This is a genomic window from Breznakiella homolactica, from assembly GCF_016616095.2.
GTDB classification, from domain to species: Bacteria; Spirochaetota; Spirochaetia; order Treponematales; family Breznakiellaceae; genus Breznakiella; species Breznakiella homolactica.
Window position 1 is genome coordinate 4,296,464 of record NZ_CP067089.2, and the last position, 23,654, is coordinate 4,320,117.

General features: G+C 56.0%; 15 protein-coding genes. 14 read left to right on the forward strand and 1 reads right to left on the reverse strand.

The features are described 5' to 3' along the window. The first annotated feature begins 9 nt into the window (after positions 1–9). From mnhG to JFL75_RS19295, 5 genes are read left to right on the forward strand one after another with little or no spacing between them, the layout of a single operon-like run. Entirely contained in the window at positions 10–411 is a 402-nt protein-coding gene (gene mnhG / locus JFL75_RS19275) for a monovalent cation/H(+) antiporter subunit G (protein ID WP_215628305.1), read from the forward strand. Continuing rightward, entirely contained in the window at positions 408–641 is a 234-nt protein-coding gene (locus JFL75_RS19280) for a hydrogenase subunit MbhD domain-containing protein (RefSeq protein ID WP_215628306.1), read from the forward strand. Before mnhG ends, JFL75_RS19280 begins: the two co-directional genes overlap by 4 nt. After that, positions 638–1,393 (forward strand): MnhB domain-containing protein, encoded by a 756-nt coding sequence (locus tag JFL75_RS19285; protein ID WP_215628307.1) that lies wholly within the window; start codon positions 638–640, stop codon positions 1,391–1,393. Before JFL75_RS19280 ends, JFL75_RS19285 begins: the two co-directional genes overlap by 4 nt. Further along, positions 1,386–1,730: a sodium:proton antiporter gene (locus tag JFL75_RS19290; protein WP_215628308.1), complete on the forward strand. Its 345-nt coding sequence runs from the start codon at positions 1,386–1,388 to the stop codon at positions 1,728–1,730. The genes JFL75_RS19285 and JFL75_RS19290 overlap by 8 nt, the downstream gene beginning before the upstream one ends. Then, positions 1,723–3,474, forward strand: a complete 1,752-nt coding sequence (locus JFL75_RS19295) for a complex I subunit 5 family protein (RefSeq protein ID WP_215628309.1) — start codon at positions 1,723–1,725, stop codon at positions 3,472–3,474. The genes JFL75_RS19290 and JFL75_RS19295 overlap by 8 nt, the downstream gene beginning before the upstream one ends. Here the strand turns inward: JFL75_RS19295 and JFL75_RS19300 are convergent. Beyond that, positions 3,467–4,639: a PP2C family protein-serine/threonine phosphatase gene (locus JFL75_RS19300; protein WP_215628310.1), complete on the reverse strand. Its 1,173-nt coding sequence runs from the start codon at positions 4,637–4,639 to the stop codon at positions 3,467–3,469. The genes JFL75_RS19295 and JFL75_RS19300 overlap by 8 nt on opposite strands. Positions 4,640–4,788: 149 nt before the next feature. Between JFL75_RS19300 and JFL75_RS19305 the strand changes: the two genes are divergently transcribed. The 9 genes from JFL75_RS19305 (at position 4,789) to JFL75_RS19345 (ending at position 23,650) form a co-directional block, all read left to right on the forward strand. After that, positions 4,789–6,009: a zinc-binding metallopeptidase family protein gene (locus JFL75_RS19305; RefSeq protein WP_215628311.1), complete on the forward strand. Its 1,221-nt coding sequence runs from the start codon at positions 4,789–4,791 to the stop codon at positions 6,007–6,009. Beyond that, entirely contained in the window at positions 6,006–6,995 is a 990-nt protein-coding gene (locus tag JFL75_RS19310) for a glucosyl-3-phosphoglycerate synthase (protein WP_223292708.1), read from the forward strand. Before JFL75_RS19305 ends, JFL75_RS19310 begins: the two co-directional genes overlap by 4 nt. Positions 6,996–7,019: 24 nt before the next feature. After that, positions 7,020–7,772 carry a hypothetical protein gene (locus tag JFL75_RS19315; RefSeq protein ID WP_215628312.1) on the forward strand — a complete coding sequence of 251 codons (753 nt, stop codon included), beginning with the start codon at positions 7,020–7,022 and terminating at the stop codon, positions 7,770–7,772. A 350-nt stretch (positions 7,773–8,122) separates the two neighbouring features. Further along, positions 8,123–9,964, forward strand: coding sequence for a hypothetical protein (locus JFL75_RS19320; protein WP_215628313.1), 1,842 nt, complete (start codon positions 8,123–8,125; stop codon positions 9,962–9,964). Positions 9,965–10,469: 505 nt separating this feature from the next. Then, a complete protein-coding gene (locus tag JFL75_RS19325; RefSeq protein ID WP_215628314.1) occupies positions 10,470–11,153 on the forward strand; it encodes a hypothetical protein in 684 nt (227 codons plus the stop codon). A gap of 1 nt (position 11,154) precedes the next feature. Next, entirely contained in the window at positions 11,155–12,183 is a 1,029-nt protein-coding gene (locus JFL75_RS19330; protein ID WP_215628315.1) for a hypothetical protein, read from the forward strand. Continuing rightward, positions 12,177–12,956 carry a hypothetical protein gene (locus tag JFL75_RS19335; RefSeq protein ID WP_215628009.1) on the forward strand — a complete coding sequence of 260 codons (780 nt, stop codon included), beginning with the start codon at positions 12,177–12,179 and terminating at the stop codon, positions 12,954–12,956. Before JFL75_RS19330 ends, JFL75_RS19335 begins: the two co-directional genes overlap by 7 nt. Positions 12,957–12,970: 14 nt before the next feature. Beyond that, positions 12,971–13,657, forward strand: a complete 687-nt coding sequence (locus JFL75_RS19340) for a hypothetical protein (RefSeq protein WP_215628010.1) — start codon at positions 12,971–12,973, stop codon at positions 13,655–13,657. Positions 13,658–13,723: 66 nt separating this feature from the next. Continuing rightward, positions 13,724–23,650: a toxin TcdB middle/N-terminal domain-containing protein gene (locus tag JFL75_RS19345; RefSeq protein WP_215628316.1), complete on the forward strand. Its 9,927-nt coding sequence runs from the start codon at positions 13,724–13,726 to the stop codon at positions 23,648–23,650. Positions 23,651–23,654: the final 4 nt, after the last annotated feature.

Here is a 23,654-nt window from a genome sequence, read left to right on the forward strand (position 1 = left end):
GGGGGAATTGTGGAATTTCTGCTGCTGCTCCGTACTGTCGGCGCTATCATATTCTGTGTTCTCGCTTGTATATTCGCCGTTGCCGGCACGATTGGGCTGTTCCGCTTTCCCGATACCTATACCCGGCTCCACGCGGCCGCACTGGGCGCCACCGCCGCGGTTTTTTCGGTATTCCTCGCCGCGCTTATTATTTCTCCGGACCTGGCAACCGCGGGCCGGATCCTGCTGATAATCATTTTCTTTTTTATATCCTCCCCCACGACGACGCATATTATAGCCCGGTACGCCTGGCATTCGGGACTTGATCCGTGGTCGCCGCCGAAGCAGAAAATGTTCGGAAGATTTACCGGGAAAAAGCCCCGGCCCGTTTCCGGGAACGGCGGTGAAACAGGGGAGGATGAAGAAGCATGATTATTTTTCTTCTGGTGCTTATCCTTGCCGGTTCGGTGTATGCCCTGGTTTCAAAGGACCTGCTCCACGGCGCCATTTCCCTGTCAGCCACCAGCGCCGCCGCAGCGGTGGTGTTTTACCTGCTTCACGCGCCGGATGTGGCCATCACCGAAGCCGCCGTGGGGGCCGGGGTCTCAACGGTGATTTTTGTCTGGGCTATCAGAGTTACCAGCCGGAAGGATGAGGCATGAGGTCCGGTATCATAGGCGGAATTATCTGTACCCTCATGGCCGCGGCTGTACTGGCGCCCATGGTTATTCCCGATATACCCTGGCCGGCGGCGGCCCGGGACGCGCTGGCGGACCGGGGATTTGCCGACACCGGGGCGCCCAACCTCGTGGCGGCTATTTATCTGGGGTACCGGGCCTACGATACCCTGGGCGAGACCGTGGTTCTCCTGGCCGCGCTGAGCGGCGCCATCGGGCTTATTAAAGCCGCGGGAAAGACCGGCCCGGACGGCGGAGCCATCGGGTCGGACAGCGCTTCCGCCGCCGGCAGCAAAATAAAGAAAAGCCATACGAATATCATTGACCTGACCGCGGGGAAGCTTTCGCCGATTGTGCTCCTCTTCGGATGGTATGTCATGTTCTACGGCCACCAATCCCCCGGGGGCGGATTCCAGGGCGGGGTGGTGCTCGCCTCAGGAATCGTGTTCATTGCCCTGGGACGGCGGGAGGGCGGCATAGGACGGCTCGACGCCAGACACTCCGCCCTGGGCAGCGCTTCCATGGCCTGGGTTGAGGTGGCAGCGTTTCTGCTGATACTGGTGCTGTGTTCGGCGGGCCTCGCGGCGGGCGGGAGTTTTCTTGAAAACCCCATTGTTTCCGGTTCCGGAATTCCCCCGGTGGCGTATATTATTGCCTTTAATCTTGCCATAGGGCTCAAAGTCGGATCCGGTATCGCGCTGGTCTGTCTGCTTATGATGGGGTCCGGCAATGATTGAACGGGTGCTACTTCTGGCGTTGTTCTTATGCGGTTTCTGCGGGCTCGCGGTCAGCCGGAATCTTATTAAAAAGGTATACGCCCTGGCGATTATGAATACCTCGGTGATCCTCTTTTTCATTGTTGAAGGCGCCGCCATAGGCAGCCTCGCTCCGCTGCTTCAGACCGCGGAAGAAACCGCCTCCTTCGTGGACCCCATTCCCCAGGCACTGATGCTCACCGCCATTGTGGTTGGTGTCTGTGTCTCCGCCCTTTCTCTGGCTCTGGTGTACCGCCTGTACCGCGTATACGGGACCCTGGACTGCGAAGAACTCCGGAAGATGATCGGCCATGACTGAAACCAACCTCGCGCTTCTGCCGGTTATGCTCCCCCTGGCCGGGGCGGTTTTCGGTCTGGCGGCAAAATCGATACACCGCCCCCGGGTATCAGCGGCTCTGGAATGGGCCGCCGCGGGGATCGGGCTTTTCGCCCCCCTGGCGGTCCTTGTATTCCTGCTGCCCGGAGTGCTCTCCGGGGGAATAACCTACGCCGTAGGGAGCCGCGGCGCTTCCCTGGGAATCATTCAGCGTTTTGACGGCCTTTCCTGGCTCCTGGACGGTATGGCGTTTTCCGCCCTGGCCATTGCCTGGATCTACACCCGGGGAGCCGGTCCCCGGGGAGGGCTCTTTACAACACTGTTCCTGATCCAGGCAGCGGCACTGGCCGCCAGCGCTTCCTGCGCGGACCTGTTCAACCTGTTCGTGTGTTTTGAAGTTCTGGGAATAGCATCCTACGCGCTGGTGGCGTCTTCTGAAAAACCCAAGGCATTCCTCGCGTCTTTTAATTATCTCGGGATAAGCTCCGCGGCCATGACCTTTTTTCTCCTGGGGGTCTTCGGGTTCTACCGGCTTACGGGAGCCCTGTCCTACGAAGGGATTATCCGGGGATTGGCCCTTCTGCCTGACGGCGGCGGCGCCCCGGCGGTGCTGTCCCTGGCGTGTATTGCTGCGGCAACTCTGGTGCGGGTGGCGGTGATGCCCCTGTCGGGATGGCTTCCGGATGCCCACGCGTCCGCGCCCCACGGGGTTTCGGCGGTGCTGTCCGGGGTGCTCCTCAAAACCCCGCTTTTTGCCCTGGGACGGTTTCTGTGGGATTTCCTTGCCGCGCCGGACCGTGTTTTTCTGCCGCTGGCTTCTCTTTTCAGTTTATTGGGAATTCTTGGTGCCCTGACCGCTGTGGCTGGGGTTGTTTTAGCCCTTTCCCAGCGCGACGCCAAACGGCTTCTGGCATACCATTCAATCAGCCAGATCGGCTACGTGATGAGCGCCTGGGCTCTGGCAACCCCGGCGGGATTCGCCGCCGCCTTTCTCCACGCCTTTGCCCATTCCGTTTTTAAAAGTCTCCTTTTTATATCCGTGGGCACCGCCGCTGACGCCGGGGGGACCAGGGATGTGTACAAGCTCCGGGGCGCCGCGGCGGCCCTGAAGAAAGCCGGGGATTCCCGGGGAATTACCGCGGTATGTTTTGCCGTGGGCGCCCTGGCGATCGCGGCGATTCCGCCGCTGAATGGTTTCGCCAGCAAGCAGGCGGTGGTGTACCGGTTCTCCCCCGGCCAGTGGCAGTATTGGATGCTGACCATCGCGGGGATAGGAACCATGGCATCCATGATTAAACTGGGCCGTATTTTCTTCGGAAAAAGGACGGCGGGGCAGGGAGGAGCCGGGGACCATGGCGGCCCCGCATACGAAGCCCCGGCGGGAACAGCGGAATTTACCGTGAAGCCCGCGATGAAAACCGCCATGCTTGCCTGGGCGGTCCTCTGCATCGTCTTCGGGATTGGGGCGGTTCCCTTCGGCGCCTTTGTGGGGAATCTCTTCAATACGGAATACAATCCCGTTCCGGCGGGCCTACTCTCCCTCTCATCCCTGGGGAACACCGTACTTTATGCGGCGGGAGGATTTCTGCTGTACCGGGCGGCTGCCAGCGGTCCGGGAAAATCCCTGTGCCGGCGTATCCGGGAGGTTCCCCGGAGCTTCCAGCAGCTGGTGTTCGCGTTTTCCCTGGCCCTGCTTCTGATCGCCGGCGCCATGCTTTTTACGTAAAACGGATTTCCGCCAGGGTAATATCATCCGAAATGGACGCGGTATTTGTCCAGGTTTCAATTTCCTGATTGATATATTTCGGTAGTTTTGATGTTTCCGCGGTATGGATCTTTTTCAGGAGATCAAAACACCGCTCGTTCCCGAATCGTTCCCCTGAGCAATTGACCATATCCGTAAGCCCGTCGGAATACGCGGCGATCCTGAGCCGGCTGGCAATGGGAATAATCTGGTGTGTGTCAACGGTCACGGTTTCGGCGACCCCCAGAGGCGGAAGGTTGGGATGCGCTACCTTGCAGTCGATCTTGTTGTCTTCCCCGGGAAGGAACATATATACCGGGGAGAATCCGCAGTTGTGGATTTCAATGGTGGTGGACCGGAGGTCGATGTAGAATAATACCGCGGTGACAAAGACACCTTCGGGGCAGACATCCCTGACCATGGCGTTGATAAGGTCCGTAATTTCCTGGGCCGCCGCGGTGGTGTAGTTAAGGATCCTCAGTACAGAAAAACACGCTCCCAGGGCCGCCGCGGTCAGGGCTCCGGAAAGATTTTTTCCCGCCACATCGAAACACGCCACCACATGAAAATCGTCCGCGAACCGCATGATCCGGTAAAAATCGCCCCCCACTTCATAGGCCATCTTATTATAGAAGAAAACATCGAACCGAGGGTCATCGGAAGTATTTTTGCTGAGGATGTACCGCTGTATTTCCCCGGCATGGGTGAGATCCATCATCCGCAGCTTATTGGTATAGGCAAGCATCTGCCTGACCGTGATGATTCCGTGGTACTGTCCATTGTTAAGCACCACAAACCAGCCGGGGTCATTGACCGAAAGCCGGGACAGTTCATGGTCCATGATCTTTCCGATATAGGTTGCCGCTTCCACGGATTTCAGTGGCCGCTGCATGTATTCTTCGAGGGTTGTTTTGCGGAATTGATTCCGGGGGGAACCGGCGATATTTTCCAGAGCCGGCCGCGGCAGTATTCCGATGATTTCACCGTTCTGTTCCACAGGAACCGCCTGAAGTTCCGGCTCCTCCCTGAGGAATTCAATAATTTGATCTATTGTACAAAATGCAGTTATTGGTTGTATGTGTTTTGTAATGGACCCTATCTGGGTCGAAGAAAAACTGCTGCCTGATTCATGTTTGTCCCGATCCAAGGCTGCCTCCATACAGCACTATATAGGAAAATACCAGACAAATCTAGTTGGGTTTCAGGATAATCACAGTATACTGCGGGGACCCTGTCTGAGAAACCGCCTTGTTGGACTTTTTACCTCCTATATGGTACAATAAAACCGGAGGCAGGGTGAGTTTATTTTCAGGAATCCGTACTATAATTCCCCGTTTCCTCAGTGTTTTTTCCGGCAAAGCGTCATCGGTCCTCCATAGCCAGCGGAAATCTTCCACCATGCTGTCGGACCGTATCTTAGCGGACGCCCTGATGCTGGCGGCCATTCCTTCCCCAACATTCCGGGAGGAACAGCGGGCCGCCTTTGTGCTGGAACGGATCGCCTCCATGGGCATCAATCCCCGGGTTGATGAATTCGGGAATATCGGTATCCGCATACACTGCGCCTCCGGAAAAACCGAACCGCCCCTGCTGCTTTTTACGGATCTCGGTTCGAACCGGTGGCATCCTCTGGAAAGCCTTTCCCGGATTGACGCCACCGTCGCGAAAGGGGCGGGGCTTGCGGATGTCCTGGGAACGGCGGCGCTTCTCTCCGCGGCTGAGGGGATCTGTTCCGGCCGGATAACCCCGGGCAGGGATGTGGTGTTCCTTTTTTCGGCCCATTCATTTGACGATCCCGAGAGCGACGCCTTCCATGAAATCGCGGAAAGCCCCGACGACCGGCCTTTCGCGGCGATTGGCGTGCAGGGCTTTCTTTTAGGTTCCATCGCCACCTACGCCCAAGGCAATTACCGGATAGAAATCCGCATTGCTTCGGAGCGGGAGGATCCGGCACCCCCTGAGGGGGAGGAGCCCCCGGGTGACTGCCCGAACCCGGTGGTGGATACCCTGATTTCCATGGCCAGAAACCTTTCCGGCATTACCTGGGATTCCGAACGCACTACCCACTGCCATATACGGCGCATCGAAGCGGGGACCGGTTTCGGCCGGATCCCCTCGGAGGGTATCATCGAGCTTGAGCTGGAATCCTCCGACGGACCGCTTCTGGATGTGGCCCGGACCGCCGTGACCGCCACCGCGGAAAAAGCCGGAGAGGGAAAGGATATAAAAATTTCGGTAAACATCGTTTCATTCGTGCCCGCCGGTGACGGAAAGGTAAACGCGGATTTTATCCAGACGATTTCGGATATAATGAAGGAACTCCATATAAAGATACACCGGGACAGCCGTTCCGATCCGGCGGCGTTCCTGTCGATCCAGGGAATCCCCGCGCTGTCCCTGGGTCTTGCCCAGGGGCGGACCGGCCTTAACGTGGACACGGTGGATATCGCGTCCCTGGATAAGGGCCGGCAGCTGATTGAATCGATTATCGAAAAAATAACCAAGGAGCAGGCGTGACCATCGGCGACGACGCCCTTCTGCGGCGGACCTGGCACCATTCGCGGTTCTCGAACATCAGCCGTCTGGTTTCTCTCAAGGAAAAGAAAGGCCTCAAGATATCTCTGGCCTTTCCCACGCTGAACGAGGAAAAAACCATCGGCAAGGAGATTCTGGTTATCCGGACGGAACTCATGGACCGGTATCCGCTCCTTGACGAAATCGTGGTGATCGATTCATCCTCCAAGGACAATACCCGGAAGGTGGCGGAGCGCTTCGGCGCCAAGGTGCTAACCTCCAAGGCGATCCTGCCCAAGTACGGAACCTACCGGGGAAAAGGGGAAAATCTCTGGAAAAGCCTCTATGTGCTGGAAGGGGATATCATCGTCTGGGTGGACGCGGATATTTCCAACATAGCCCCCAAATTTGTGTACGGCCTTATCGGGCCTCTGCTGGAGGATGATAAGGTTTCCTACGTAAAGGCGTTTTATGAACGGCCCATCCGTTCCAGCGGCGGTATCGCCCCATCCGGCGGCGGCAGGGTGACGGAAATCCTGGTCCGCCCGATTTTCTCCCTTTTTTATCCCGAACTCGCCCGGCTCATTCAGCCTCTCTCCGGGGAATACGCCGGCCGCCGGGAGCTCCTGGAAAAACTTCCCTTCTCCGTGGGGTACGGCGTCGAACTCGGCCACCTTATCGATCTGGTCCAGATCGCGGGCGTGGACGCCCTGGCCCAGGTTGACCTGGATCTCCGGATCCACCGGAACCAGACCACCGAAGCCCTGGGCCGCATGGCCTACGGAATCCTCAATACCTTTTTCTCCCGGGCCGAGAAATACGGCAAAACCAATATCCTGAAGGAACTGGGCAACCGGCATATTGCCCTCCAGGCTGAGGGGCAGACCCACCGGGTTGTCCGTACGGAAATCCCCACCGTGGAGCGGCCTCCCATGATCGAAATCCCCGAATACCGGGAGAAATTCGCCCGGCAGCTGACGGAGCGGTGATTTTTCTTATCTCCGGCGGACACGATGGATACGATAAAAGCGCTTTCCTATTACAATGAAATCCTCATAAACACCTCTCTGTATAAGTACCTTACCGCCATTGTCAGTAAAACCGATGTCGCGGAAATCCTTGACCGCATTGAGTACGGCAGCCTGATTGAGACCACCAAGGCGTTTCTGGAGGATAAGAACGATACATCCGTTGAAGGCTATACCGGCAGGATGCTGGAAAAATACCGGAAGTATATGGGAAAGACTCTTGACCAAAGCCGGAAGGGTATAGGAAACAACCTCCTGGTTTCATCCTTTACCACCTTTGAACTGTTTCTGGGCCACCTTGTGACGGTGTACTGCGGGAAATTCTCCCGGCTGTATTCCGATGAGCAGACGGGACTGTCCTATTCGACCCTCAGGCAGATAAAGAACGATGCCGCGCTGCAGGATTTTTTTATAGAATCATTTATTGAAAAATTTACTGCCTTCAATTTTACGGAAAAAATTTCCTACGTTAAAAAGACCCTTAAGCTGAGCTACGACGATATCTGGATGTTCAACGGCAGGGAATACATGTACGACATCAACGCCATCCGGAACCGGATCATCCTTTCCGGTGACAGCCCCGGGATCGCGGAGGACGACTTTTACCGCTACCTGAATTACCTCTGTTCCCTGATTTTCAAAATATCCGCCTATTCACAGGCGAAATACGGCATCCCCTTTGAATGGATCGACGGAACGAATTTTACCTTCCGGTTTTCCCACAGCGATGTTTTGTAAAATATAATCAGATTGCGGTTATTAATTCAGTGTTTCGGGACTTCTCACATTTACCGGGACAATACATCTAATGAAGCTTTGATCGCATTTTTATAACTTATTGCTGATTCCGGAATGCCCGGAAAAGGCGGTAATGGCGGAGTATTTCATTGCCGCTTGGGGAGTTCAATCATCATAAAAATTCCATAAAACCAAAAAAGCATTGTTCAGGTAAATCATTTTTTGTATACTATTTTAATTCTGAATTTTCACAGTTATATGTTTTTTCACATATTGTGGATATTAGTAGTTTTGACTTATGTAAAGTAGAAAAACAGAGACCTCATACAGGATGCCGGAAGGAGAGCGATATGAATAAATCGTTCATGTGCACCATAGTAAGTATTATCTGCCTGCTTTCCGGCTGCAGCGTATTTAACCTTTCCATTCCTGAATATATCAAAAAGTATACCGAAGATGCCGCGGCAGAAAAAGTTATTTCTTTTATCCCGGAAGTTTTATTTCAAAGAAGTGATGGGATTATGATCATCAAGCCGGGCACGAAAACGGAAATACGTCTTATTTTACGAAACCCGAAGTTGTATGAACTGGACCCAATACTGGAAGAATACCGGAATGATCTGAATGACTGGGCTCCGCCATCAACAAGTCCAACAGGAATAAGCGCGCGCTATGAAGCGCCTAATACAGTGGTGGTAACTATTGGCGGCGATAATTTATTTCCCTATGAAGGAGAAATATTCCGTTTAAGGGTAACCTTAAAGGTCCTTGATGAAACAGGCCGGATATTTGATCCGTTTGTGCTTCCCGTATTGAAATGCAATGATTTTCCGGCAACCCCTGCTATTTTGAACGTAAAGCCCGCCGGCAGCGGTTTCACTCTTCTATGGACACCGGAAGAGCCGGACCGGAATAATATCAGCGATGCAAATAGATTAACCATAAGCTGCGGGGCATCGAGTGAAACCTATACAAGAACATACCAGGAAGGAACCGGCTGGAATAGCTGGAACGGTCCGGATAACAGCGCAATTGCGGATATTTACCAGATGACGGTTCTTCAGAACCTGCAGACCTATATCGGTTCCCCCTACCAGTTAACCGTGACACTCACCAATGAAGATGGCATGCCTGTACAGGCAAGCTTTACGTACGATGGGAGCAGTGAAATTTATTACGTCACTGATAACGGAATAGGGGACGGTTCTTCCGCAGGCAGCCCGTGTACATTTGATAATGCCTTTGTATCGGTGCGGGATAATTCTTTTATAGATCATGCAACAATTGTGGTTGTGAATGATAATGTTGATAATATTCTGGAACTAGGCTCTTATACTATTCCATCGGGGAAAACCATTGTTCTGACCTCAGACGGGAACAGCAATACGCTGAAACTGAATGCCGATGGTATCAGAATGTTCGATATACCAACCGGGGCGTCCCTGTATCTAACCGGAGGAACCTCGGAATTAATTCTGGAGGGGCGTCTCACCAATACGACATCCCTGATCCAGGTAGCCGGCGGGAACCTGGAAATGGGCAATGGCGTACTCATTACCGGTAATAAAAATGATGCCTATGCAGGCACCGGCGGCGGTGTCATAGTAAATAACGGAACTTTTACCATGAACGGCGGAACTATTGCGGGATGTGAGGCTGCAGCCTATGGCGGCGGTATTGCCATGATGGGTGCGGAACCAAAGTTCATCATGAATAATGGAAAAATAGGAACCGCGGCCTCCCCGAATAAGGCGAATGAAGGGGGCGGCATCAGGGTAAACTTCGGAACCTTTACCATGAACGGCGGAAGTATTGAAGGTAATGAAGCCAACTCACTTGGCGGCGGCGTCAATCTGAACGGAAACGGGGCTGTGTTTATTATGAACGGCGGAAACATAGGACGGGTTTCCGCACCCAATAAAGCGCCGTCAGGCGCCGCTGTCTATGCCCGCAGCACCAACTCCTTTACCATGAATGACGGAAGCATTGAAGGAAATATAGCGACCATGTTCGGAGGCGGTGTTTATATTCAGGGGGATTCAGCGAAATTCCTCATGAATGGGGGAATCATTAACTACAACAACGCCGCAATCAATGGCGGGGCTGTGTGTGTGTATACCCCAGCCTCCTTTACCCAGGGGCCTCAGGCTGTAATTGAAAATAACTCTACTGAAGAGGTTTGGTATAATTAATACGGCTCATCTTACAAAAATAAATTATCCGTTATGTTATGAAGATCGAAGATTTTACAATCTTAATTTTATTATAATGACCTCCAACAACGGATGGGTAAACAAGATTATTTTGACGTTACCGGGATAAAGCTATTTCACTCAATAATCACTCAGGCCGCCGACACCCGGCTAAAACTTCCGATAACGTTAAAGTCAAGGTATGGATATCATTTCAAATATATAAATATATTAAAAACTTGATAAACTAAAATCCCAATGATATATTGATACTGTTTTGAAGCATAAACACTGGCGTTTCCATAGTATCATTGACGGATACGGATTCTCTGTGTGCTGACGGTACCTGTATTCATATAAAAAAATCCGGCAAAAGAAAGTAAAAACCCCAATAAGAGAGGCCGCGGCGCTGGAAAACGCGTGAGCCGGCGAGATGTGTATACGTATTATCCCCTATACCGGGGCGGCGGCCGGAGCTGGGTGGAGAGAAACGAGAAGGCGGGGAATGATGGCGAAGGAACGGGTCGGAGTGAACGCGGCGGCTGTGGTGAGCGGAGCCGGGCAGGCAGTAGTGATAGGACTGCTGGTGAGCATGTTCTTTTTTTTGGAGAGAGAACATTCATTCATTGAAGAGAGAATAGATGTTCTAGAGGGATTGGTAGTTCAAGCGGTGGAAGACGAAGTGAGCCGGGCGACCGGGGAGTACCTGCGTGCGATCGGGGATCTTGAAGCGTCGCTCGCCGACGTGATCACTTTGTCGGGGAGCGCGGGGACGGCAGCGACGGCCGGCCGGATAGCGAGCACGAACACGCGGCTTGAGCGGCTTGAGGGAGTGTACGCGGATTTGCTTGCGGAGCAGAAGAAGAAGACGGTGGAGAGTCTGTACAGTGACCGGGACCTCGCGGGGCGGTATGGGGAGGGGCTCAGGTTGCTGGAGCAGGGGAAGTACAGCCAGGCGTACGGGGTATTTTCGCTGGTATCGGGGGAGCAGCCTGAAAACATGGACGCGCGGTTTTATATGTATTACGCGCTGTTTGAGCGGAACCGGCATGACCGTGAGCAGTACAAGAAGATCCGTGAGGGGCTGACGCTGCTGCAGCGGAACGGGTACACGCGGGAAGAGATCGGCGCGGTGCTTGATTTCATGGCGGCGGAGGAGCTGGGGAAGCTTGCCGGGGAGGCGCGCTGAGATGGTGATGGTACGGAGGGTGATGACGATTTTGGTGCTGCTGCTGGTACCGTATTGTGTGAAGGGGATGACGGTGCACATGGCGCCTGTTCTGTATATTGATGAGACGAAGGACATGCTGAAGGACCATAGGTTTGCGTACCGGGAGATACTGCGGGAGCTGCACGGGATAGAGACAGGTATGGTTTTGAACTTCACGGCGCTGAGTGACGAGCTGATAGCGCCGCCGCAGTCGATGGTGGACGCGGCGACGGTGTGCCGGAATGAGAAGGCGGATTTTCTGCTGTACGGATTTATCGTGAAGCGGGACTACACGATACAGATAGAGATAAAGCTGTTTGATTATTCGAACCGGGAGATTATCCGGAGTTTTTACGCGATAGATGACCATGGAAATTACGAGCGGATGATCGGGGACGTAGCGGTAAAGATTGTCAGTTACTTTAATGAGACGTTTAACCTGGGGCTTGCCGGCGGGCGCGGGTCTTTTGTACAGATTTCGATGCCGGCGTCGGTGGGGTATTGGACGCCGCTGGGATCCCGGTGGAATGACCTGCTGATCGGGACTGGCGCGGTGACTGTTGGGTTTGAGATTATACCGAGTGATAACTGCTTTATCGCGTTTGGGAAACGGTTTTACTTTTCCACTGGGATTGAGGCGGAATACCGGCTTGGGCTTGGGCGGCCTGACGCGTATAGCGGGTATTACCACAGCATACTGCTGACGGTGCCGGTACGGCTGCACCTTGCGGTATCGGAGCACCATAGTTTTTTTATGGGAGCTGCGTTCCAGTATGTGCTGGACATTCTGAGCGTGGAGGAGCCGTACGCGGACGCGGAGACGCGGGTGTACAACAACCTTGGCGCGGGCGCGGATATTGGGTACCAGCTGCATTTCAGCGAGCGGGTATCATTTTATTTTGACAATCTGTTCACGGTGCTGTTTACGGAGGAGCCGCTGTTTTCGTATTCGCCGCATCTTGGGGTGAAGGTCATGCTGTACACAAAGGAGCTGAAAAGGACATGGTAAAACTCCTGAACTGTTTGGCCGTGGCGGTGCTGCTGGTATCGTGCCGAGCCGGGATGTATGAAGTATTGAGCCGGGATACGGGAGACCCTGTGGTGGAGCGGCCGCGAGCGGAGTCGTTTGTGCGGTCACAGACGATTCTGCTGTCGTGGGATGAAGACGCGCGTGCGGACGCGTATATTCTTGAGCGGGCGGAGGACGCGGAGAACCTGGTGTACCGGACGGTGTACCGTGGGGCGGGCACGGAGTATACGGATACGGCGGTGGCGGCGGACACGCGGTACGTGTACCGGCTGTCGAAGCAGCGAGGGAACCGGGTATTCGGGCCGTCTGAACCGGTGCTGGGGGTGAGTTCTCTGGTAACGCGGGATGAATACGAACCGAACGGCACGAAGGAGACGGCGGTTTTGATTGGGACGATCGATACGATAGCGAATATGTATTATTACCGGTCGTATAACGGGCTGCTGCTGTCGGATGAGGACTGGTACTGCATTGAGGTGCCGCCGCTGCGGAAGGCGTCGGTAATTGTGCGTGATTCGCAGGTGACACACATAGAGGCGAATTCGCATTTTAAGGTGTATGAAGAGGAACGGTCGGAGCAGGTGGTGCTGCACATGAAGAAGTTCTGGATAGAGAACAATGAGATGGCGCCGCGGGTGATGTATTTCAAGCTGTATCCGAATGAGGATATTTTTTTCGCGTCGAGCCTGGTGAAGGTGGGCGGGAAGATCGTGCGGTACACGATAGGCGTTGAGGAAATAATTCCGTATTAAGAGGAGGAACGGCGATGAACGTGCAGAGCATACGAGCGGAGCTGTGGGCGCTGTTTCTCGCGGCGGCGGTATTAGGCGGGTGCGCGCAGCCGCAGGGCGCGGCGGATGAAGAGGCAGGAGAAGACGGGGGCATGGCCCTGGTCAATGAGCTGTTTGTCGCGACGGAAACGGCGGCGGGAACGGTGACACGGTTTACCACGAGTGATCCGCAGTACTGGTCGCGGAATGGGTTTACGGTGTGGACGGTATGGGATGAGGGAGCGAAGGATCCGTTTGAGGAACGGACGGTGCTGGTGAACAAACCGAAGGGGAACAGCTCGGCCGGGTATGGCCTGGTGATCTGCCAGGGAACGCGTGAGGTCGGCGGGGAGAACACGGTAACGATGCTCACGGTGATGGTGAATAACAACGGAGAGTACGCGCTGGGAAAGGTGATAGGGGGGAATTACGAGAGCAAGCAGTGGTGGACGGCCACGAGTTATCTGACCAGCGGCGAGGGGATGGTAAATACGCTTACGGTAACGTATACGGCGGCAAGCCAGGAATACCTGCTGAAGATAAATGGGTATGACGTGCAGCGGTTCACGGATGAACTGGCACCGGTGCACACGGGCGGCCGGAACGGGTACGTGGTGGTGATATCGCCGGTGGACCGGTTTCCTGCGTCTGAGGTGGATGTGTATTTTACGGAAGAGAAGTGAGCCGCTGGGGCGGCAGGCAGAAAAAGAGCAGTAAGAAATGAAACCGGGATCAAGAAGGAGCGCGCGATGACGGGGAGCCGGATAACAGCGGGAATACTCGCGGTGATATATGTGGGGATGCTGCATCCGGTGTGGATGTACGGAGAGACGGGCCCTGAACCGGCGGCGGGGGTACGGCTCCCCGGGATTGTGCGGGAGAGTGCAGCGGAAGTGATTGCTGCGGAGGCGGGGGGTATTGTCCGGCTTGGGGAGACCGAGGTGGCAATCCCCGCGGGTGCCTTGGAACGGGATACGGAGATCCGGATAACGCGGCTGCCGGTGACGGAAGGGACGGGGGAAGACCTGTCGAACGTAACCTGGGGCGGTGGCGGGTACCGGTTTGAGCCTGCGGGAACGCAGTTTAAAAAAGCGGTACAGATCCGGATGGCGTATGATCCGGGGATCGGGAACAATGAAGAATCGCTGGAGAACCTGTACACGTATTATTACAATACGGCGGGCCGGGAATGGGAACGGCTGGAGCGGGTTGGTCTTGAGGAGGAGCGGCACCGTATCATCAGCGAGACGACGCATTTTACGGATATGATCAACGGGACGATCACGCTGCCTGAGGGTCCTGGCCCGCTGGACTTCAATATCAATTCGATTAAGAACCTGGAGGCCGCGAATCCGGGAGCTCTGGTGATCCCCCTGGACGGGCTGGAGGGCGGGAGCAGCGGAGCGGCGGAATTCCGGCTGGATGTGCCGGTGCCTTCCGGGCGCGCGGGGATGCAGCCCCGGGTGGCGGTGGTGTATTCCAGCGGGAACGGCAGCGGGGTGATGGGCAAGGGGTTTGACCTGCAGTACGGGAGCCGGATAACGATAGACACGCGGTGGGGCCTGCCCCGGTATGACGGGGAGGATGAGTACCTTCTGGACGGGGTGAAGCTGTCCCGGAGCGGAGTATCGGGGACCACGGTGACGTACCGGCCTGAGCGGGAGAGCGGATTTGAGCTGATAGAGCGGTACGGGAGCGGCGGCGCGTATTATTGGGTTGTGACGGACCGGACCGGACGGCGGCGGACCTACGGGGCATCGGCGGGGAGCCGGATCGGGCGGAGCGCCGCAGAGCGGTACGTGTGGGAACTGGAAGAGGAGCAGGACGTATACGGGAACACGGTAACCTATGAGTACCGGAATGACGGAAACCGGCTGCAGATACACCGGATCCGGTATACGGGGAACGTGAAGCAGGGGCTTACCGGACTGTACACGGTAGAGTTCGGGTATACGACCGGACGGACTGATGTGCAGACGGACGGACGCGGCCGGTACCTGAGTGAACAGGTGCTGCTATTGGAACGGATTACCCTGGCGTACGACGGCCAGGCGGTGCGGTCCTACTACGCGGAATACGGCAGCAATTACTTCGGGATACCGGAGCTGAAACGGTTCGGGCAGGAGAAGACCGGAGCCACGGAGGCGGACCGGTACCTGTGGAGCTACGGGTTTGCGTTTACGGAGCCGGAGAAGAACGGGGAAACGCTGGTATTTTTCGGCGCTCCGGAAGAATGGGCCATGCCCAATGGGCTGCAGGTACGGCAGGGGGTAAGCGGGGGCGGCCAGTCGTCGGTGTCCGCCGGCGGTGGTGTGGGGACTTCTGTTGCGGATGTGCGGGGTACCGGGGGACTGACCTTGGCGACCGGGAACGGTGATGCGCAGAGCCGGCAGACCCTGGTAGACCTGGACGGGGACGGGCGTCCTGACAGTATCAAGAAAGTGGGGAGCCGGATCGAGTTTTACCGGAACACGGGGAGCGGGTTTGTGCGCACCGATGACTGGCCTATTGTGGGCGGCAGCATCGACATGCTTGAGAAGGAACGGAGTTCGAGTACGAGCCTCGGCAAAACGGTGTACGCGGGCGCGGGCGCGTTAAGCAGTGCTCTTGAGGCTGGCGTCAGTTATTCGGAAACGGACCAGGACGGCTGGACCGACGCCAAGGGCGGGTTTGTTGATATTGACGGGGATGGACTGGTTGATTACGCGGAAGCGGGAGCGGGATATTACTTTAAGAACACGGGCCGTTCGTTTGTGCGGACGGCGTATACAAGCAACGGTGTGGTGATCCCGCCGCGGGCGGATCTGCTCAGTGAAGAGCAGCGGACAAAATACGAGGAGGGATATTACCAGCAGTCGCCGCTGCGTTCGTGGCGGTCGCCGTATACGGGGAGTCTGGAGGTACGGCAGACGGCGCGGACCGATCCTGAGTCGCCGGAACCGGTAAGCGGAGACGGGATAACGGCCAAGACCTATTTCGGGGCGGCGGAGCAGCCGGAGATACGGCTGAAACTGGAGCCCGGAACTGAGACGGTATCGGACACCCGGCAGTATGAAGCCCGGGAACGGGAATCGATCTATTTTCTGGGTGATCCGGGAACGGACACCCGGGGGGATACGATTCTGTGGGATATCACGCTCCGGTATGAGAATATCCGGTACTTCGCGGACATGGATAAGGGGAATGTGTATCTCCCGCCGAAAACAATTACGGACGCGGGTTTTGGAAGCGGGTACGGTTCAACAAAGCTGCCTGATATATACGAACTGATTTACACCGAGTCTTCATCCGATGATGGTGATGATGGAACGACTTACACCTGCACACTGAAATCGGAGTGGGAGCGGGAAGCGGGAAGTGAGTATTACACCGTGGCGGCGCAGCTGGTGAAGGACAAGTGGTTTATCCCGGGCTGGATGAGCCCCGCGGGGTTCGCGATACTGTGGAACCATACGGAAACGGATGAAGAGAAAATAACCCTGTGCAGTCTGTACGGGTATGATCCGGGGAAAAACCGGTACTATTTCAATGAGAACAGCCGGATACGGCTGGGGAGCACATGGGAATCTCAGGCGCGGGTGATACAGACCCTGATTGAAAAACGCTGCACCGAAGCGGAGGTGCGAGCCCTGGCGTACTACACCATGCCCTGGGGGCAGACGATCCTGCCCGCCGGCATACACGGCAAACTGGGGTATGAGCAGAGCGGCGCCAAAAAAGACCATGAGCGGCAGGCGGGGAATCCGGGGTATGTGCACGGCAGCGGGGATGTACTTGATCTGGATATCTATGAAGGGAAGCTGCTGCAGATAGATCTTGTTCCGCCCTACGCGGTACGGCACGGCGGGGAGGTTTTCGGGTACGGCAGCGTGACCCGCGACGGAGAGAACGTAAGTGTTGATATTCCCATAACACAGCAGATAACGGTACAGGGGGTTCCGACCGAAAGCCTGCTCTATACCCAGGGATACACCTATACGAACTATGAAGGGGCGGGGAAGATCATCACCGCGGCGGAACTGGACGCGATATGGGCGGACCTGCGGGGGCCTGAGTATGACAGCCGGCACAGCCGGTGGCAGAGTCTGACCTACGCGGAGCTGACGGACGTTATGAACGGTGCTGCCGTGGCCGACGCGGCGGTCTTCCGGGCCGCCTATGACCGGATTGTGCCGGATGCATACGCGGCAACGCCGGAACTCGCGCCGGATACGGAGTGTACGTTTATTCAGAAGAGCCTTTCGGACGCGGAGCGGACCGAGGTTGACGGGGTGCTCAAGGGGTATTCCTGGAACGGGTTTATGGCCACTGACGTGCCGTTTTACGTACGCGGCGGCAGTCCGGGAATCTATGTGATGACTGGTGACTGGAACGATATCGTCGATATGAAGGATTCTGCCCGGGAAAATTACTTCAATGGGAAGAGTGCTGAAGAGAAAGCGCGGTATGAACTGCTCTATGACCGGATCATCCACTACAGCGCTGTGCTGCATCTGGAGAGCTGGCGAACGGTGCAGCGTTCGATCCGGTACTACGCGGACAGCCGGTACGGGGTGAGCGCGGAACCGATCAAAGTTTCCTATCTATCGGATGACGGGGAAACGTACCTCAATACGTACATTAATCTGGGCGGCATGAAGCTGGAGTGGAACAGCGGTGATGATTTTTCGACGGCGAATGCGGCGGTCCCGCCCTATAGCGTGACCATACACAAAAAGCTGGGGGAAGACGAAGACAGTACCGTTGAACCGGAAGTCGTGGATGTGCTGTACGGCGGGGTGCACAGCTGGTATTACGGCATCTGGGTGGGGGACCAGGCAAAGAACCGGTTCAGCGAGGCCCGGCTCTACCAGCAGCGGAACGAAAACAGCATCATCAGTGAGGAAGAGGCAGAAGCGAAAAGGACTTTTTATAACAAGAAGAAAGAGAACCTGGAAAATAACCCGCAGCTGGATGACACGGCTGAAATCATCTTCCTGCCGGTGAGCACCCGGAAAGACGAACACAACCAAAACATGATCAGCCGGGATGACGACAGCGGGCGCGCGATAACCGACGGGACGCTCATCGGCCCGATATCGAATATTGTTACCAATGAGATGGTCGAGAGCAGCAACGGCACGGTGACGGTCCAGCCGGCAGACAAGGAGTTCTGTCCGTATATCCAGGGAACCCGGGTCCATACCAACCGGGTGGGCGGGACCAGTTACTATGACATCCCCGGCATGACCAACGAGCTTGGGGGCAGTGAGTTCACCATGGTGAATATCCAGGAAAGCGTGAATACGGGCACGGATACGGTGTATAACGCGTCACTGAAACTACCGGACCTGCCATTTTCCGACTGGATTAACATATTCCGGACAATAACCCTGTACGTGGAAAAATTAAGATCCCTGGGAAACATTCTGGCGCTGGGGTTGGGAGGAAGCAACAGCTGGGGAACGAATGCGGGGACCACGGTGATGCGGCAGTCGGTGCAGGACATCAACGGGGACGGGATCGCGGATGTGCTGCAGTACACCAACGGCGGGATCCGGGTAACCCCCGGGGGCCGGGAGGGGTATACCGGCAGTTATCCCATGGCGAACGGGAAGGAACTGAGTAAGAATACCAATACCCTGACAATCTACGGCGCCGCGATCAATCCGTCCGGCTCAGCAAAGGTAGGTGTTTCGCCGTCAGGACGGATAACGGACATAACGGTTACCGGAAGTGCGGGAACAGGCTATACGGGTTCCGAGGGAACGAGTATCCAGGAGGCGGCCCTGATGGATATCAACGGTGACGGGCTGCCGGATTACGTATCGGGCAGCACGGTGCGGCTGAATCTGGGGGATGGTTTTTCCGATTCCCGCAGCATCGGCGCGCAGCTGCGGAGTTCAACAGTCCAAAGCATCGGCGGTTCATTTTCCTTAAGCAGCAGCGGCGGGGGAAAAAGCTCTAATTCCACGGCGAATGGATCCTCCACCGGATTCAGCCTCGGTGTGGGCGGTGCGATCAACTATTCGGTAACCGGAACCGAGACCACGGTGATGATGATGGACATCAACGGTGACGGGCTGCCGGACAAGGTCCGGAAGGACGGCAGCTCGAATACTATGACCGTGCAGTTCAATCTGGGCAAGAGTTTTTCCTCCCCCCGGACCGTAGAAGCCCGGGACTGGGGACTGGGCAGCGCTGATAAGAACGCCATAGATACCAAGACCGACGGCAATCTGCTGTACGGCGCCATCGAAAACCTGCCGGTGATCGGATCTCTGCTGGCAAGCACCAGTATGTTTGATCCGTCATCGGGAAACTACGCGAATCCCTACAGTTCTTCGGGGAAACTGAACAGCCTGGAACTGAGTACCTCCGTAAGCCTGGGTATCAGCGGAAGCCTGAACGCCAACATTAATATTCCGATTCAGATTCTCTGGCTCACCATTAATATTACCACCGCGTACGGCGGGGGTGTCAACGCGGGAACAAACTTAACCGGGATATCCGTGCGGACCATGGACATGGACGGCGACGGACTGCCTGACCGGGTGCTGCGGATCCCGGGATCGGAAAAGATCTACGTGCAGCGGAACCTTGGCGGGGAGGTGGGGCTGCTCAAAGCTATTGACCTGCCCCAGGGCGGCCGGACCGAACTGGCCTACGAATGGATATACGGCACCACCGCCGCGCCCCAGACCCGCTGCGTACTCCGGGAAGTGGTCACCACCGACGGAACCGGGCAGGGTATCAAGGGCATGCCCGAAGGCGCTCACCGCTACACCGTGCGGTACCAGTACTCAGCGGACGGATACTACGACCGGGCGGTCAAGGAATTCTACGGGTACGAAACCGTTACCGAAACCCGGTACCGGGACGAAGGGGCGGTCCAGGCGGACACCATCAAGACCACGGTCTACTACAATGACGCGTATTACCGCAAAGGCATGGTCAAGCAGGTAACCCTGCAGAACGCCGAAGGAACCGTCCGGCGGACCACCGAGTACCATATTGATGCCGCCCCCTTTGCGCGGATCCTCAGTGAAGACACGGAACTGCGGGAACAGGACGGCAGCACCGTGACTACCAAAACCGAATACACCTACGAAACCGTACAGGGCTACGGATACGGCAATGTGATCCGGATGGTGGAAACAGGCGGCCCGGGGACGAACCCCATCCGCGCGGAAATCAGCTACAACCACAGCCTCAGCGGCTACCTCCACGCGCACCCGGCGGAGATCAAAGTCTACGGGGGGGCCAACAGTCTCCTGCGGTGGCGGACCGCCGAGTACGATACGGAAACCGGGGCCCTGAAAAAAATCACCCAGTACCAGGACCGGAACGGTACCGGGAAAAGTGTGAGCACCGTGGACTGGGACGGCTACGGGAACCTCAGGAAAATCACGGACCCCAACGGCGCGTGGATACAGTACTCATACGACGGGGACTACACGAACGCCGGGGAAGCGGACAGCAAAAAGCAGTACCAGTACCCCGTCCGGATAGAGCGGGGCGGCACGGGCACGGGCACCTATACCTCCACCATCGGGTGGGATAAACGGTACGGGCTCAGGACCCTGGAAGTGGATGAAAACGGCAACCGGATGGAATACGTACCGGACGAGTACGGCCGGCTCGCGGAAGTCTGGAGCCCCTACGACCACGGGGGCAGCACCCCCGCGGTGCGGTACCAATACAGTACGGAAGCGGGAACGAACTGGTACGCGGTAACGGAAAACCGTATCCGCTACGATCTGACGGACAACCCCTCCTATGACCCGGTGATGGTAACAGTGGTGATGCTGGACGGCCTGGGCCGGGGCCTCATAACCGCCAAGAACGGGGAATACCGGGCGGACAACGGCACGGACATTTCCGGGTGGAACGTATCAGGCCTGGCTTCGTATGACGGCAAAGGCCGGACCATTGCCGAAGGCCAGATCCGGTTCATCGCGGGAAACCTCGAGACCCTCCTGGCCAACCCGCTCTCGGACAGCCTCAAGAATCCGGTCAGGACCACCTATGACGGCCTTGACCGGCCCGTGGTAATAGAGTTCCCGGACCCCTCGGGTCCCGCCCGGCAGTATACGGCCTACGGCATCGGGAACGGCCTGAGCTACGCGGTGACCACGGATCCCAAGGGCAACGCCACCCGGGAAGAACGGGACAGCCGGGGGAATATCCTGACCGTCACGAAGATAGACCAGCAGAACACCATCCTGACCCGGGCCACATACGAGTACAATGAACTGGGTGAAATGCTGCGGGCTCTGGACTACAACGGAAACCCCTTGACGGTTGAGTACGACCTCCTGGGCCGGCGGACCGCCATGCAAAGCCGGGACATGGGGCGGAAGGAATACCACTACGACAACGCCGGGAACCTGGTGCTGGAAACGGACACGGTGCTGCGGGACCAGGGCATGAAGATCGAGTACGAGTACGACGGCCTGAACCGGCTGACCGCGATACAATACCCCAGTGACGTGAGCGGCCGGACGAAGTACTGGTACGGCCTTCCGGGCGCGGGCAGCAACAGCGCCGGCCGGGTAACGAAGATCGAGGACGCGTCGGGAAGCATCACGTACACCTACGGCAAGCTGGGCCAGGTCGTGGAAGAAACCCGGACCATCGGGCTGCTCCCGGCGAGCCGGAATGAGACAAAGACCAAGAGCATGGCCTACGCGGGCAACTACCTGGGGCAGATGGAACGGATCGAGTATCCTGATGGTGAAGTGGTGCGGTATGAGTATAACTCAGGCGGGCAGATCCGGAGCGTGACCGGGAAACGGGGCGTGACGACCTATCCCTATGTGAAAGACATCGGGTACGATGAGTACGGCCAGCGGCGGTACATCAGGTATGGGAATGATGTGGAGACGTGGTACACGTACCAGGCGGAACGGCGGTGGCTGGACGGAATAGAAACGAAACTGGGGATTGGGAGCGCGCAGCAGTACCAGAACATCACGTATGATTTTGATACCGTGGGAAATGTGAAGGGCTATGAGAACCGGAACAGTACGTACAGTACAGCGCAGAGTTACGAGTATGATAATCTCTACCAGCTGACAAAAGTAACCGGGACCAGCACGAATGAACTGGGGACGCGGTATGAGGCGACATACCAGCAGACGTACCGGTTTAATGAAATCGGAAACATGGTGAACAAGAAGAGCGTGAGCGGGGTGAGCAACGGGAGCGGGATCGGGAGCAACCTGAACTACGAACAGAGCTACCAGTACTACGACGGGTATGCCCACCGGGTAGAACGGATTGGGAACCGGTATTACCAGTATGACGGGAACGGGAATGTGGTGATTGAGCGGGATAACGGGCACGCTGAAATAGTGGTGACGGATCACCCGGTATATGAGGATGGACACTTACAGTACACGGAGTACGGATTTGCGCTGCAGCAGCCGGGGGTGGGTACCGGGAGTGAGTCGGTGTATCAGCGGGTATACACGTGGAACGAACGGAACCAGCTGCTGGGCAGCAAGGACAACCGGTATACGGTCCAGTACCGGTATGGGGCCGATGGGGAACGGGTAGTGAAGTATGTGGAGGAGAGCGGGAAGCATACTTTGTACTACAACCGGATGTGGCAGATGAACAGTGACGGACAGGGGTGGCGTCAGAGTAAGCATGTGTATGTGGGTGACACCCGGGTGGTGACGAAGCGGAACTATGAGGGAGAGAGTAACCCGGGGTATGAGCAGGTGAGCCAGTACTGGTACCATGGGGATCACTTGGGGAGCGCCCAGGCGGTGACGGACTACAATGGGGTTATGTATGAGCGGCTTGAATACACGCCGTATGGGGAGGTATGGATCGAGGAACGGGGGAATGGCGAGGAAGGGTTACCGTTCCGGTTTACGGGAAAGGAGATGGACGAGGAGACGGGGTTATATTACTATGGAGCGAGGTATCTTGATCCGAAGATGAGCCGGTGGCTGTCTACAGATCCGGCGATGGGTGAGTATGTGCCGGGGGCGCCGGTGAATGAGGAGGTGCGGAAGCGGAACGGTAACTTACCGGGAATGGGAGGTGTATATAACGTGGTAAATCTGCACACGTATCACTATGCGGGGAATAACCCAGTTAAATACATAGATCCTGATGGAAATGATCTTCATATTGTTGTTTCAAAAAGCCAAGGGACACTGACCGCAACGTATACGCCTAATAAAGATTATGATGATAAATACACAGAATGGATATCTAAGACTTCCACAACAACAGCTTTTAATGTAATCACAAATGTTGTGAAGGAAGCTCCTAATAATGGAGTTGACTCTGATACTTCAAGAATACAACAATCACAAGGTGGTCGTACACATCCTACACAATTGAAAAATGGTACGTATCCTATAATCAGCGCACAATCCCCTTCTGCTGGTGTTAATCCAGCGCCGAAATATAAATATGGCGAATCTGGACAGGGGCTTTTTATTGATGTTACACAGATGCTACCGGATGTGAATACAGGAAAACTCGTTTCTGATAGGGGGTATATGATACATATTACACCAAATCTATTTACCGATGGGTGTATTGGTATCCCCTATGATCCTAATGAAGGGCCTCTTAATAGAGGTGTAGCAGCTGCCAGAATGGACAAACTGGTCGACTGGCACAACATAGCAACAAGTCGTGGTGAAAAATCGACTATTACAATTATTGATTGATTTT

Coding starts and splice junctions, on each gene's coding strand:
- JFL75_RS19335 (WP_215628009.1), top strand. CDS start 12,177: ATGGTAAAACTCCTGAACTGTTTGGCCGTGGCGGTGCTGCTGGTATCG.
- JFL75_RS19285 (WP_215628307.1), top strand. CDS start 638: ATGAGGTCCGGTATCATAGGCGGAATTATCTGTACCCTCATGGCCGCG.
- JFL75_RS19340 (WP_215628010.1), top strand. CDS start 12,971: ATGAACGTGCAGAGCATACGAGCGGAGCTGTGGGCGCTGTTTCTCGCG.
- JFL75_RS19280 (WP_215628306.1), top strand. CDS start 408: ATGATTATTTTTCTTCTGGTGCTTATCCTTGCCGGTTCGGTGTATGCC.
- JFL75_RS19290 (WP_215628308.1), top strand. CDS start 1,386: ATGATTGAACGGGTGCTACTTCTGGCGTTGTTCTTATGCGGTTTCTGC.
- JFL75_RS19345 (WP_215628316.1), top strand. CDS start 13,724: ATGACGGGGAGCCGGATAACAGCGGGAATACTCGCGGTGATATATGTG.
- JFL75_RS19295 (WP_215628309.1), top strand. CDS start 1,723: ATGACTGAAACCAACCTCGCGCTTCTGCCGGTTATGCTCCCCCTGGCC.
- JFL75_RS19320 (WP_215628313.1), top strand. CDS start 8,123: ATGAATAAATCGTTCATGTGCACCATAGTAAGTATTATCTGCCTGCTT.
- JFL75_RS19325 (WP_215628314.1), top strand. CDS start 10,470: ATGATGGCGAAGGAACGGGTCGGAGTGAACGCGGCGGCTGTGGTGAGC.
- JFL75_RS19315 (WP_215628312.1), top strand. CDS start 7,020: ATGGATACGATAAAAGCGCTTTCCTATTACAATGAAATCCTCATAAAC.
- JFL75_RS19330 (WP_215628315.1), top strand. CDS start 11,155: ATGGTGATGGTACGGAGGGTGATGACGATTTTGGTGCTGCTGCTGGTA.